This window comes from Sphingomonas sp. PL-96, assembly GCF_020707215.1.
In the GTDB taxonomy this organism is placed as follows: Bacteria; Pseudomonadota; Alphaproteobacteria; order Sphingomonadales; family Sphingomonadaceae; genus Sphingomonas.
Genome location: NZ_JAJFET010000005.1, coordinates 114,818 through 128,889, shown reverse-complemented (window position 1 = coordinate 128,889; position 14,072 = coordinate 114,818). Strand labels below are relative to the sequence as shown.

Annotated in this window: 6 protein-coding genes; 5 read left to right on the top strand and 1 reads right to left on the bottom strand. The window is 68.5% G+C overall.

Annotated features, from left to right (window positions below):
- The first annotated feature begins 52 nt into the window (after positions 1-52).
- From LK533_RS11030 to ppc, 5 genes are all read left to right on the top strand, one after another.
- On the top strand, positions 53-1,495 hold the full coding sequence (locus tag LK533_RS11030) for a DEAD/DEAH box helicase (RefSeq protein ID WP_229362931.1): 1,443 nt from the start codon (positions 53-55) through the stop codon (positions 1,493-1,495).
- A gap of 245 nt (positions 1,496-1,740) precedes the next feature.
- Positions 1,741-2,499, top strand: a complete 759-nt coding sequence (locus LK533_RS11025; RefSeq protein ID WP_229362930.1) for a ZIP family metal transporter — start codon at positions 1,741-1,743, stop codon at positions 2,497-2,499.
- Positions 2,500-2,559: 60 nt separating this feature from the next.
- Positions 2,560-5,079, top strand: coding sequence for a DNA topoisomerase (ATP-hydrolyzing) subunit B (gene gyrB / locus LK533_RS11020; RefSeq protein ID WP_229362929.1), 2,520 nt, complete (start codon positions 2,560-2,562; stop codon positions 5,077-5,079).
- A 434-nt stretch (positions 5,080-5,513) separates the two neighbouring features.
- Complete coding sequence (locus LK533_RS11015) at positions 5,514-9,443, top strand: non-ribosomal peptide synthetase (RefSeq protein ID WP_229362928.1); 3,930 nt, start codon at positions 5,514-5,516, stop codon at positions 9,441-9,443.
- Positions 9,444-9,492: 49 nt separating this feature from the next.
- Positions 9,493-12,168, top strand: coding sequence for a phosphoenolpyruvate carboxylase (gene ppc / locus LK533_RS11010; protein WP_229362927.1), 2,676 nt, complete (start codon positions 9,493-9,495; stop codon positions 12,166-12,168).
- A gap of 328 nt (positions 12,169-12,496) precedes the next feature.
- Here ppc and LK533_RS11005 read toward each other — a convergent pair whose 3' ends face one another.
- Positions 12,497-14,068, bottom strand: a complete 1,572-nt coding sequence (locus LK533_RS11005; RefSeq protein WP_229362926.1) for a peptide chain release factor 3 — start codon at positions 14,066-14,068, stop codon at positions 12,497-12,499.
- Positions 14,069-14,072: the final 4 nt, after the last annotated feature.

Below are 14,072 nucleotides of genomic sequence, written 5' to 3'. Positions count from 1 at the left end.
GCCTCCCGTGCGTGCCGTCTGGCCGCGCGTGCCGGCTACTGACAGGTTTTCCATGTCCTTCCAGTCCCTTGGTCTTTCCAAGCCGCTTCTCGATGCCCTGGCTGAGAAGAACTACACCGAACCCACCCCGATTCAGCGCGACGCGATTCCGATCGTGCTGGAACAGCGCGACCTGCTCGGCATCGCCCAGACCGGCACCGGCAAGACCGCGGCGTTCGTGCTGCCGTCGCTCGACCTGCTGGTAAAGGCGAATGTCCGCCGCAAGCCGATGCGCTGCCGCATGCTGGTGCTGGCGCCGACCCGCGAGCTGGTGAGCCAGATCGCCGACAATGCGCGCACCTATGCCAAGTACACCAAGCTGAACGTCGCGACCGTGTTCGGCGGCGTGCCCGTCGCCCGCAACATCCGCGACGTGGCGGCTGGCGTCGACATCCTGGTTGCGACCCCGGGCCGCCTGCTCGACCTGATCGACCAGCGCTGCCTGGCGCTCAACGAACTCGAGATCCTGGTGCTCGACGAAGCCGACCAGATGCTCGACCTGGGCTTCATCCACGCGCTGCGCCGCATCGTGTCGATGGTGCCGAAGGATCGCCAGACCCTGTTCTTCTCGGCTACCATGCCCAAGGACATCCGCGATCTGGCGGACAAGTATCTGACCAGCCCGGCCGAGGTGAAGGTGGCGCCCGTCTCCTCCACCGCCGAGCGCGTGGAGCAGTACGTCACCTTCGTGCAGCAGCAGGAAAAGCAGGCGCTGCTGACGATGTTCTTCCGCAACAACAAGATCGACCGCTCGCTGGTGTTCACCCGCACCAAGCATGGCGCCGATCGCGTCGTGAAGCTGCTGGCTGCCAACGGCATCGCCTCCAACGCGATCCACGGCAACAAGTCGCAGCCGCAGCGTGAGCGTGCGCTGGGCGAGTTCCGTTCGGGCAAGGTGCCGATCCTGGTTGCGACCGACATCGCCGCGCGCGGCATCGACGTGTCGGGCGTGAGCCATGTCGTCAACTTCGAGCTGCCGAATGTGGCGGAGCAATATGTCCACCGCATCGGCCGCACGGCGCGCGCGGGTGCCGACGGCATCGCCTTTGCCTTCTGTGCCGAGGACGAGCGTCCGTACCTGCGCCAGATCGAGAAGCTGACCCGTCAGAAGATCGACGTGGTGCCGCTGCCGGAGAACTTCCTGGCGGAAGCCGAGAAGATCAAGGCGACGCGCGCACCGCATGCGCCCGACCGGCCCGAGCGCGCTCCGGGCGATCGCCAGCTGCCGCGTCCGCGCGCCACGCACAGCGCCAAGCCTGCGGGCTCGGGCCGTGGTCCGGTCGGCAATCCGTCGCGCGGTGGTGGTCAGGGCAGGCCTGCGGGCGACCGCCCTGCAGGCGAGCGTCCGGCGGGGGGACGCCCCGGCGGTGGCCAGCGTCCCGGTGGTGGCCAGCGCCGTGGAAGCGGGGGGCGCGGTGGTCGCCCCGGCGGCGGGGGACAGGGCGTCGGGCGCTAAGGCGCCTTTCGGCCGGCTTTCTTCAGGATGATCCGCTCGTCCTGAGGAGCCATTGAGCGAAGTCGAAATGGCGTATCGAAGGACCCTCTCAGGTGCTTCGATACGGTGCTTCGACAAGCTCAGCCCCTGCTCAGCAAGAACGGGGTTCAAGTACCGCATACTCGGCTGAGGGCACCGATTCATCGCCGCGGCGTTGACCCGGTGATGCGGCACTGCCTCCACATTCCGACTGCGGCCGTCCGCTGATGCCCGTCTGGCTCGAAGGCGGTCTCTGGGGCCTGCTCGGCGGCTCCGCCTTGTTGCTGGGTGCCGGGATCGCCTGGCTCGTCCATCTGCCGCAGCGGCTGGTCGCAGCGGTGATGGCGGTCGGATCGGGCGTGCTGATCTCGGCCGTTGCCTTTGACCTGATGGACGAGGCCTTCGCGCGGGGCGGGCTCGATTCCACCGCGGCCGGCTTTGTCGGCGGTGCGGCGCTCTACACGCTCGGCAATGTCTGGCTGTCCGGCCGTGGCGCCCGGCACCGCAAGCGTTCCGGCGCGGAAAGCACGGAATCGCAGCCGCAGGCGAGCGAGGGCGGCGGGGCCGCGATCGCGCTTGGCGCGCTGCTCGACGGCATTCCGGAATCGATCGTCATCGGCATCAGCCTGATCGGCGGGGCGGGGGTGAGCACCACCGTCGTCGCCGCAGTGTTCCTGTCGAACATCCCTGAGGGCCTGTCGTCCGCCGCCGGCATGAAGAAGGCGGGTCGTTCCGCGGCCTATGTGTTCGGCGTGTGGGGCGCGATTGCGCTGGCAAGCGGGATTGCGGCGCTGCTCGGCAACCTGCTGCTGGCAGGGGCGAGCGAGGACGTGGTCGCGCTGATCACCGCGGTCGCGGCCGGCGCCATCCTCGCGATGCTGGTGGACACCATGATCCCCGAGGCGACCGAGAACACCCATGAATATTCGGGCCTGATCGCGGTTGCCGGTTTTCTCGCCGCTTTCTGGTTGAGCAAGAGCGGCTGAGGACGCTGCCACGCCCGCATTTTGCTTCCGTTCCGGGGGCCGAATCCCTATATCCTCGGTATGGCGACAAACCCCAATACCAACGATTACGGCGCGGATTCGATCAAGGTCCTGAAGGGCCTGGATGCGGTGCGTAAGCGCCCCGGCATGTACATCGGCGACACCGACGATGGTTCGGGCCTCCACCACATGGTGTTCGAGGTCAGCGACAACGCGATCGACGAGGCGCTGGCCGGCCATTGCGACCGGGTGCTCATCACGCTCAACGCCGATGGCTCGATCTCGGTCGAGGACAATGGTCGTGGCATCCCGACCGGCATCCACGCCGAAGAGGGCGTGTCGGCGGCCGAGGTCATCATGACTCAGCTGCACGCCGGCGGTAAGTTCGAGAACACGTCCGACGACAACGCCTATAAGGTCTCGGGCGGTCTGCACGGCGTCGGCGTGTCGGTGGTAAACGCGCTCTCCGAATATCTCGACCTCACCATCTGGCGCGATGGCGAGGAGCATTACATGCGCTTCCGCCACGGCGATGCCGAAGCGCCGCTGAAGGTCGTGGGCAAGGTCGAGGGCAAGCGGGGCACCCGCGTGACCTTCCTTCCCTCGACCGAAAAGGTGCCGGGCGATGGCGGTACCTTCAAGAACCACATCGAGTTCGATTTCGACAAGCTGGAGCATCGCTATCGCGAGCTGGCGTTCCTGAACTCGGGCGTCCGGCTGGTGCTGGTCGACGCGCGGCACGAGGAGCCGCGCGAGGTGGAGCTGTTCTACGAGGGCGGCATCGCCGCCTTCGTGAAATGGCTCGACCGCAACAAGCAGCCGCTGATGCCGGATCCGGTCGCGATCACCGGTCACCGCGACGACGTCGGCATCGACGTCGCGCTGGAGTGGAACGACAGCTATTATGAAAACGTGCTGTGCTTCACCAACAACATCCCGCAGCGGGATGGCGGCACGCACCTGGCGGCGTTTCGTGCAGCGCTGACCCGCACGATCAACAACTATGCCGACAAGTCGGGCGCGCTGAAGAAGGAGAAGGTCTCCCTCACTGGCGACGACATGCGTGAGGGGCTGACCGCGATCGTCTCGGTCAAGCTGCCGGACCCCAAATTCAGTTCGCAGACCAAGGACAAGCTGGTCAGCTCCGAAGTGCGCCAGCCGCTCGAATCGCTGATGGCCGACAAGCTGGCGGAGTGGCTCGAGGAAAATCCGCAGGTTGCCCGGCAGATCATCCAGAAGGTGATCGACGCCGCTGCCGCGCGTGAGGCCGCCAAGAAGGCGCGCGAACTCACTCGGCGCAAGGGCGTGATGGACATCGCCTCGCTTCCCGGCAAACTCGCCGACTGCCAGGAGCGCGATCCCGCCAAGTCCGAGCTGTTCCTGGTGGAGGGTGACTCCGCCGGCGGCTCCGCCAAGCAGGGCCGCGACCGCCACTTCCAGGCGATCCTTCCGTTGCGCGGCAAGATCCTGAACGTCGAGCGCGCGCGCTTCGACCGGATGCTCGGCAGCCGCGAGATCGGGACGCTGATCCAGGCGATGGGCACCGGCATCGGTCGCGACGACTTCAACCTGGAGAAGCTGCGCTACCACAAGATCGTCATCATGACGGACGCGGACGTCGACGGCGCCCATATCCGCACGCTGCTGCTGACCTTCTTCTATCGCCAGATGCCGCAGATCATCGAAGCCGGGCATCTCTATATCGCCCAGCCGCCGCTCTATAAGGCGACCAAGGGTCGGTCCGAGGTCTACCTCAAGGATGACGCCGCGCTCGACGCCTATCTGGTGGATGGCGGCATCGCGACTCAGGTGCTGGAGACGGCGAACGGCGCCCGCAGCGGTTCCGACCTAAAGACCCTGGTCGAGCATGCCCGGCGCATGCGCACGCTGATGCGCTACGTGCCCCGCCGCTACGCGCCCGAGATCGTCGAGGTACTGGCGTTGTCCGGCACGCTCGATCCGGAAGCATCGCGTGCCGAGCGGGAGGCGCGGCTGGCCGATGCGGTCCGGCGGCTCGACAGCACCGATGGCGACGCGCGCTGGAGCGCCACCATTTCCGAAGAGGGCGCGCTGCACTTCCGCCGCGTGTGGCGCGGGGTCACCGACCATCATGTGATCGAGGCAGCGTTCCTGACCTCGGCCGAGGGGCGCAAGCTCCACACGCTGACCGCCGAGGAAGCGGCGAGCTATGCCGCGACCGCCAAGCTGGTGCCGGCGCGTGGCGCCCATGCGAACGACGCGGACAACCCCGTCGCCGACCTGGAGGAGAGCGAGGCCGCGCCGGTTACCGCCGCCAAGGGTGAGGCGCTGATCGCGCGGCCGAGCCAGCTGCTCGACGCGATCCTGTCGGCCGGGCGCAAGGGCCTGTCGATCCAGCGCTACAAGGGACTGGGCGAGATGAATGCGGAACAGCTGTGGGAAACCACGCTCGACCCGCAGAACCGCTCGATGCTGCGCGTCGCGATCGAGCAGGCGGACGTTGCGGACGAGATCTTCACCCGCCTGATGGGCGACGTGGTGGAGCCCCGCCGCGAGTTCATCCAGGAAAATGCGCTGAGCGTCGCCAACCTCGACGTCTAGGATCGGCCAGGGCTGTGCCGGCATCCGTCCGGCACAGCCTGTGCTCCGCGTGTTCCCACCGAAACGGACATAATCGCTCGCTCTCGCGTCGGGTATCCGTAGTTCCTGCGACTGCGGCCCGGCGCTTTGGCGGTATACCGATTCGCGTGCCTCGCACGGGCCAGCGTCAATGGGCCGCCGAAGCGAACCGCGTGCATCCGCTCCTGCGACGTTCCGCTCGTCCTCCGACGTCTCTTCCCGTTCCGCGGCATGTGCCGGAAGTCCGCATCGCCTGCTTCCGGTTCCATCCTACGAATGGGGGAAACTGGATGCCGTCGCACGCCACGACTGACAGCGGATCGAACATACCCGGCGAGAACGGCGCCGGGCGCCCTCGCCCTCGCCGGAGCGCGTCCGCATCGGTCGAGCGCCGGGATGGGGCCTCTCCTCCGCCGATGTCCGAGGAACAGCGACTGGTCTGGCTGGATCTGGAACGATCGCCCGACCCGTGCATCTACAACGAGACCTGCACGCTCCACTGCCTGGGTGACTACGACCACACGGCCATGATGCGCAGCGTGCAGGCGCTGGTGCAGCGGCACGAAATACTGCGGACCAGCTTTGACGCGCCGCCGGGGGGCGACCTCCTGCAACACGTCCAGCCGGACGCCGAACTGGTCTTCCCATTCCACGACCTGTCGGCGATGCCGGCGGACGAGCGCGTTGCCGAGGCCGCGCGCATCGCCGCGACGGATGCGCGCACCCCCTTCGAGCTGTCGGCGACACCGCTGTTGCGCGGCCGCGTCTTTCGCATCGGCCCGAACGATCACCGCATCTATTTCACGATCCACCACCTGCTGTTCGACGGTGATTCGCTCCAGCGCGTGCTGATGCCCGAGCTGGTCGAGATCTATGAGGCTGCACGGGAGGGGCGGGAGCCCGCGATCAAGCCCTTGTTGCTCCAATATGGCGACTATGCCGCCTGGCAGGGAAGTGCCGCGGCGCGTGTTCGCCACGCCGACCAGCTGGCCTATTGGCAGCACAGGCTCTCCGGCGAATTGCCTGTGGTCGATCTGCCCGCGGACCGCCCCCGTCCCGCCGTGCGCAGCGGTGCGGGCGCGGCAGAGACGGTGGTGATCGCTGCCGACCTGCTCGCTCGGTTGCGGCACGCCGGCCGGCAGGCGGGCGTCTCGCTCTACATGATGGTGCTCGCCTCCTATGCGGCCGTGCTGCACCGCTGGAGCGCGCAGGAGGATGTGACGATCGGCGGCATCGTCTCCACGCTGCGCCGGCCGGAGCTGCGGGGCACCGCCGGCTTCTTCCTCAACACCGTGGTGCTCCGCCTCGCGCCAGCGTCCGACTTGTCGTTCCGGAGCCTGCTGCTTCAGGTGCGCGACCGCGTGCTGGAGGCGATCGACAATGCCGAGGTTCCACTGGGCCTCGTCGCCCGCAGCCTTTCCACGGGCCCGCGCGACGGGCGCGACGGATTGTTCCAGGCGGCGCTGTCGATGCAGCCGCCGCCGCCGCCGCTCCGCTCAGGCTGGCGGCTCTCCGCCATCGACGTGCCGGTCACCACCACCAAGTTCGACCTGTACCTGGAGGTCGAGGAGCGGGACCGCGAACTGGACGCGCGGCTGATCTACAGCACGGACCTGTTCGATGCGGACACCGCGCACCGCATGGTCGGCCACTGGCAACGCATGCTCGCAGCGATGGCAGACGCGCTGGACGCTAGCGTCGGAAGTGTCGAAATCCTGGCACCCGACGAGCGGGAGGCCGTCCTGCATGCCGCGTGTGGCGAGGCGGTGGCGACGGAGTCGGACACGCTGCACGGCCGGATCGCGCGGACGATCGCAGCCACCCCGGACGCCACAGCCGTGATCCACGGCAGCGATAGGTGGAGCTACGCGCGCCTCGATGCCCGCGCGGCGGCGCTCGCCGCGGCACTGATCCAACGCGGCGTCGGGCGGGGCGACCTGGTCGGCCTGCTTGTGCAGCGATCCGCGGACATGATCGCGACGGTGCTGGCGATCCTGCGGACGGGCGCCGCCTATGTGCCGCTGGACCCCGCCTTTCCGGACGCGCGGCTGGCGGAGATCGCGGCGGATGCAAAGCCCCGACTGATCGTCACGCAGGCTTCGCTCGCGGCACGGGTGGCAGGGACGACGCTCCTGGTCGAGGATGTCGCAGCCGCGCCGGCTACGGCAGAGCCGGCGGTCGACGGCCGGCCCGACGATCTTGCCTATATCCTCTACACCTCGGGATCGACCGGCGTGCCCAAGGGGGTGGAGATCGCGCACCGGTCCGTCGTCAACGTGATGGACGCGCTGGCGCAGGATCCCGGCTTCGGGCCCGCCGACCGGCTGCTGGCAGTGTCGAGGCTGACGTTCGACATGTCGGTGCCCGACGTGTTTCTGCCGTTGATGCTGGGCGGCACCCTTGTCGTCGCCGACGAAGGCGCAGTTACCGATCCCGAGCTGCTGCGCCGCCTGATCGAGACGCATGACTGCACCTTCATGCAGGCGACGCCGGCGACCTGGCGCAGCCTGTTCGCTTCGGGATGGGCGGGGCACCAGGGCATGCGCATCCTGTGCGGGGGGGAGGCGTTGCCGCGGGACCTTGCCGACCGCATCCTGGCGTGCGGGATGCCGTTGTGGAACGGCTATGGCCCGACCGAGGCGACCATCTACACGACTCTCGAGCGCGTCGGGGCAGAGGGGCGGATCACCATCGGCCGCCCCATCCGCAACGTTCGTGCCCTGGTGCTGGACGGCCGGGGGGAGCCGGTGCCGTGCAACGTGCCGGGAGAGCTTCACATCGGGGGCGCAGGGCTCGCCCGGCGCTATCGCGACGCCGATCTGGACCGGCGGTCGTTCGTCCGGCTGCCGGTATCTGGCGGCGCCCGCCTCTATCGGTCCGGCGACCTCGCCAGGACGTTGAAGGACGGCCGCATCGAGTGGCTGGGGCGGCGCGACGGACAGATCAAGATCCGTGGTTTTCGCATCGATCTTGGCGACGTGGAGGCGGCGCTGCTCCGCCATCCCGATGTCGCGGCATCGGCGGCGAACAGCTTTCGCGCTCCGTCCGGGTTGAACGAACTGGCCGGCTATGTCGTGGCTCGGCCTGGGCGGACGTTCGACCCGCCGGCGCTTCGCGACGTTCTCCTGGGCCTTCTCCCCGCCTATATGGTGCCCACGCGCTACGTGCCGCTGGCGGCGCTGCCGACCACCTCAAGCGGCAAGCTCGACCGACGGGCCCTTCCCCAGCCGACCGAGCGGCACATGGTCGCGGCGGCAGAGGCCGGGCCGCTCGAGGACGCACATGAGCAGCGGCTTGGTGCCATCTGGGCGGATGTGCTGGGCGTGGACGCCGTCGGGCCGCAGGACGATTTCTTCGATCTTGGGGGCCATTCGCTGCTCGCCGCACGGATGCTGGGCCGGGTGGCGGGCGAGTTCGGGCGGCGCCTGCCGATGTCCGTCTTGCACCATGCCGCAACCGTCCGGCGAATGGCGGCGCTGCTGCGGGACGAGGGCGCGGCGCCGGTGCAGCCGCGGCTGCTTACCGTCCAGGCCGGCGCCGATCAGCGGCCGCTGTTCTGGATCGATGCGGTGCCGAATTTCCGCCCGGCGCTGTTCCGGCCGCTTGCCCGCGCACTGGGCCCGCAGCGCCCGCTGATCGGCCTTCCGATCGACCTGGAACGGCACCGCGACCTCCAGGGGGTGGACCTGGCGACGCTTGCGGAGGACCTGGCCGAAAGCCTCTTGTCCTCTGGTGCGGAGGCGCCGTTCCTGATCGGGGGCTATTGCAACGGCGGCGCCTGCGCGCTTGCCGTGGCGGAACTGCTGCGCCGGCAGGGTCACGAGGTCGCCCTGGTGGTCATGATCGATGCGTCGAACCAGGCGCACACCCGCAGTCGGCTGTGGCGATGGCGCCGGGACGTGGTGCGCGCCCGGCGGCTGCGGGGCGCGGCGCGCGCTGCCTTTATCCGCGAGATTTTGTCCGATCGCCTCGCGCGCGGGCGGCGGCGCCTGTTTGGCGAGCGGGACGAGGTGGATCGGCATCTCGAACTGAACGACCGTATGAACCGCATCGTCCGCGCTTTTGACCCGTTCCCGTACGCCGGCCCGGTCGTGCTGCTCCGGAGCGAGGACTATGATGAGGAGGCGATCGCGGGATGGAGCGCGGCGATCCCGGACACGCTGGACGTACAGGGCGTGCGCGGCGGCCATGTCACGGTGCTGGAATGGCCGGCCGTCGAGGAACTGGGCGCCGTGCTGTCCGAGCGGCTTGCCGCGGCCGAGCGCGCCGGCGGGCCGGAACATGGGCTCCCCGTCACCCGTGCCCGGCGCAACGAACCATCTTTAACGGATGCTTCCGGGCAATAAATGGTATGATCGGGTTGACCCTTGCAACTTCGCAGCGCAGCAAATGCGCATGGCCAGCCTCCTCCCGATCACCAACAATCCCGACATCCGCTTTCTGGGTCGCCTGCTGGGCGACGTGATTCGCGCCTATGGCGGCGAGGATCTGTTCAAGCGGATCGAATATATTCGCGCGACCTCGGTCGATCGTCACCGCGGCGTGGCAGGTGCGGATGCGATCGACCCGGGCCTCGACCGGCTGAGCCTGGACGAGACGATCGCGTTCGTACGAGGCTTCATGCTGTTCTCGATGCTCGCCAATCTTGCCGAGGACCGGCAGGGCGTGGCGGCCGAGCAGGGCGCCGACGTTGCCCATGCGCTCGACCGTCTCGCCGAGCATGGCATCGGCCGCGACGCGGTGCTGGCGCTGCTCGACGACGCGCTGGTGATGCCGGTGCTCACCGCCCACCCGACCGAGGTGCGGCGCAAGAGCATGATCGACCACCGCAACCGCATCGCCGAACTCATGCTGTTGCGCGACGGCGGCACCGAGGAGACGGAGGAGGGCGACCAGGTCGAGGAAGCGATCCTGCGGCAGATCGCACTGCTGTGGCAGACGCGGGTGCTGCGCCGCGAGAAGCTGTACGTGGCAGATGAGGTCGACACGGCGCTCAGCTACCTGCGTGACGTGTTCCTGCCGACGCTGCCGGCGCTCTATGCGCGCTGGGAGCGGGTGCTGGGCGCGCGGCCGGCGTCGTTCCTGCGGCCGGGCAGCTGGATCGGCGGCGATCGCGACGGCAACCCCTTTGTGACGGCGGACTCGCTCCGGCTGGCGCTGTCGCGCTCGGCCGAGGCGGTGCTCGGCTATTATCTCGATGCGGTGCACGCGCTGGGCGCCGAGCTGTCGATCTCGACCGAACATGCGGCGGTCGAGGGCGCCGTCGAGGCGCTGGCGGAGGCGAGCGGCGACACCGCGGCCAGCCGCGCCGACGAGCCGTTCCGCCGAGCGCTGTCCGGCATCTACGCGCGGCTTTCCGCCACCTATCAGGCGCTGACCGGCAAGGCCCCGCCGCGCGCCGCGGCGCTGCGCGGCGAGCGCTACCCGGACCCGGCGGCGTTCCGCAGCGACTTGGCCGCGATCGCCCATGCGCTCACCACCGGCGGCAACGGGCCGCTGGCGAGCGGCGGCGCCCTCGGCCGGTTGATCCGCGCGGTCGAGACCTTCGGCTTCCACCTTGCGACGCTCGACATGCGCCAGAACAGCGCGGTCCACGAACGGGTGGTGGCCGAGCTCCTCAAGGCCGGCGGGGTCGAAGCCGACTATGCCGGGCTGGATGAGGAGGCGCGCATCGCGCTGCTGCGCCGCGAGCTGGCGAGTCCGCGGCCGCTGACCTCGCCCTATGTCACCTATTCGGACGAGACCGCGTCCGAACTGGCGATCCTCCACGCCGCGGCGGAAGCGCATGGCCGCTACGGCCGCGACTGCATCCGCCACTATATCGTGTCCATGGCGCAGTCGGTGTCGGACCTGCTGGAGGTCCATCTGCTGCTGAAGGAAGCCGGGCTCTATGTGCCGGGTGTGCCGCCGCAGGCACACATCATGGCGATCCCGCTGTTCGAGACGATCGGCGACCTGGAAGCCGCGCCCGAGATCATGCGCGCCTGGTTCGCGCTGCCCGAAGTGGCGGCGGTGGCGAGCGCGCGCGGGCACCAGGAAGTGATGATCGGCTATTCCGATTCGAACAAGGACGGCGGCTATCTGACCTCCACCTGGCAGCTCAGCCGCGGATCGACCGCGCTGCAGCCCGTGTTCGAGGAAGCGCGCCTGGGCATGCAGCTGTTCCACGGCCGCGGCGGCGCGGTGGGGCGGGGCGGCGGATCCGCGTTCGCCGCGATCCAGGCGCAGCCGCCCGGCACGGTCCAGGGCCGCATCCGCATCACCGAACAGGGTGAGGTGATCGCGGCCAAATACGGCACGCGGGCAAGCGCCACCACCAATCTGGAGGCGATTGCCTCGGCCACGCTGCTCGCGAGCCTGGAGCCGGAACGGCTGGCGGCTGCGGACTATGAGCGGTTCGCTGGCGCCATGGACCAGCTGTCGGACACCGCCTTCCACGCCTATCGCGGGCTGGTGTACGGGACCGAGGGTTTCCGGACGTTCTTCCGCCAGATGACGCCGATCAGCGAGATTGCCGGCCTCAAGATCGGATCGCGCCCGGCAAGCCGCAAGAAATCGGACGCAATCGAGGACCTGCGCGCCATTCCCTGGGTGTTCAGCTGGGCGCAGGCGCGGGTGATGCTGCCGGGCTGGTATGGCGTGGGCCAGGCACTCGCCGGCTTCGAGGACAAGGGGCTGCTGCGTGAGATGGCGGCAGGCTGGCCGCTGTTCGCCGCTACGCTTGCGAACATGGAGATGGTGCTGGCCAAGTCCGACATGGGCATCGCCGCGCGCTATGCCGGGCTGGTCGAGGACCGGGCGCTGGGCGAGACGATCTTTGGGCGCATTCGCGACGGCTGGCAGGCGACGCATGACGGGCTGCTCACCGTCACCCGCCAGACCCGGCTGCTGGAGAAGCACCCGGCGCTGGAGACGTCGATCCGGCTGCGGCTGCCCTATATCGAGCCACTCAACCTGCTGCAGATCGAGCTGCTGAAACGCCATCGTGCCGGCGAGGAGGATGCGCGGATCGGCGAGGGTATCCTGTTGTCGATCAACGCGATCGCGACGGCGTTGCGCAACAGCGGGTAAACCTCGACCCAGCCAGAACCGCTTGTCCTGAGTAGCCATTGAGCGAAGTCGAAATGGCGTATCGAAGGGCCGCCCCCAGGTGCTTCGATACGGGGCTTCGACAAGCTCAGCCCCTACTCAGCACGAACGGTTTTTGCTTTATGTCCCCCCTCACGACCTGGGCGGAGCGAGCAACGACCTTCTTCCGTTTGCTTCGAGCTTGTCGAGAAGCGGTGGCGGGGTGCTGTGGCTGCTTCTCGACAGGCTCGAAGCGAACGGGAGGGGACACCCGGACCAACACCGCAGCGCCCGTGGCCCTGGGCTCCTGCCTGCGCAGGAGCACGACGTCTTACCGCTCGCGCGTTGCCGCGAACCGCACCTTCGGGTAGCGATCCGCCACATACCCGACTTCCCACGCCGACTTGGCGAGGAACACCGGGTTGCCGTCGCGGTCCTTGGCCATGGCGGTGCGGTTGAGGTCGGCGAACGCCTTCAGGTCCGCCGGGTCCTCCGCCGACACCCAGCGCGCGGTGTCGAACGGCGCCGGTTCGAGGCCGGCGGCCACCTTGTACTCGGCATCCAGGCGGCTGAGCAGCACCTCCAGCTGGAGCTGGCCGACCACGCCGATGATCCAGTTGGAGCCGATCTCGGGATAGAAGACCTGAGTCACGCCCTCTTCGGCCATGTCGTCCAGCGCCTTGCGCAGCTGCTTGGTCTTGGTCGGGTCCTTCAAGGCCACGCGGCGCAGGATTTCGGGCGCGAAGTTGGGAAGCCCCGTGAAGCGCACGTCGGCCCGCTCCGACAGCGTGTCGCCGACGCGCAGCGTGCCGTGGTTGGGGATGCCGATGATGTCGCCCGGGAACGCCTCGTCCGCCAGCTCGCGCTCGCGGGCGAAGAACAGGATCGGGGAATGCACCGCGATCGGCTTGCCGTGACCGCTCGGCGTCAGCTTCATGCCGCGCTTGAAGGTGCCCGAGCACAGCCGCATGAATGCGATGCGGTCGCGGTGGTTGGGGTCCATGTTGGCCTGAACCTTGAACACGAAGCCGGTGACTTCCGGGTTGCTCGGGTCGACCGGCGCGGGCTCGGCCGGCTGCGGGCGCGGCGGCGGTGCGTGTTCGGCAAGCGCCTTGATCAGCGAGTCGACGCCGAACTCCTTGAGTGCGGAGCCGAAATAGACGGGCGTGAGGTCGCCGTTGCGATACGCCTCGCCATCGAAGTCGGCATAGCCGGCCATCGCCAGCTCCGCATCCTCGCGCAGCTTCGCCAGCCCCTCGGCCGAGAGCAGTTCGTCGAGCTTGGGATCGTCGAGGCCGGTGGTCTCGACCACCTTGCCCTGGAACTCGCGGCTCGGTCCCTCGGGCAGCAGCAGGCGGTTGCTGCGCAGGTCGTAGATGCCCTCGAACGCGCCACCCATGCCGACCGGCCAGGTCATCGGCGTGACGTCGAGCTGGAGCAGGTCGGCGACCTCGTCCAGCGTCTCGAACACTTCGCGCCCCTCACGGTCGACCTTGTTGACGAAGGTGATGATCGGCACGTTGCGCAGGCGGCACACCTCGAACAGCTTGCGCGTCTGGCTCTCGATGCCCTTGGCGACGTCGATCACCATCACCGCCGAATCGACGGCGGTCAGCGTGCGATAGGTGTCTTCGGAAAAGTCCTCGTGGCCCGGCGTGTCGAGCAGGTTGAAGGTCACGCCCTCGCGCTCGAACGTCATCACCGAGGAGGTGACGGAAATGCCGCGCTGCTGCTCGATCTTCATCCAGTCGGAGCGGGCGCGGCGGGCGGCGCCACGCGCCTTGACCTCGCCCGCCAGGTGGATCGCGCCGCCGAACAGCAGCAGCTTTTCGGTCAGCGTGGTCTTGCCGGCGTCGGGGTGGGAAATGATCGCAAAGGTACGGCGGTCGGAAGCGGTGGGCATCGGA

Bases quoted from the DNA above. Each gene is read 5' to 3' on its own strand.
- LK533_RS11030 (WP_229362931.1), top strand. From the start codon at position 53: ATGTCCTTCCAGTCCCTTGGTCTTTCCAAGCCGCTTCTCGATGCCCTG.
- LK533_RS11025 (WP_229362930.1), top strand. From the start codon at position 1,741: ATGCCCGTCTGGCTCGAAGGCGGTCTCTGGGGCCTGCTCGGCGGCTCC.
- gyrB (WP_229362929.1), top strand. From the start codon at position 2,560: ATGGCGACAAACCCCAATACCAACGATTACGGCGCGGATTCGATCAAG.
- LK533_RS11015 (WP_229362928.1), top strand. From the start codon at position 5,514: ATGTCCGAGGAACAGCGACTGGTCTGGCTGGATCTGGAACGATCGCCC.
- ppc (WP_229362927.1), top strand. From the start codon at position 9,493: ATGGCCAGCCTCCTCCCGATCACCAACAATCCCGACATCCGCTTTCTG.
- LK533_RS11005 (WP_229362926.1), bottom strand. From the start codon at position 14,068: ATGCCCACCGCTTCCGACCGCCGTACCTTTGCGATCATTTCCCACCCC.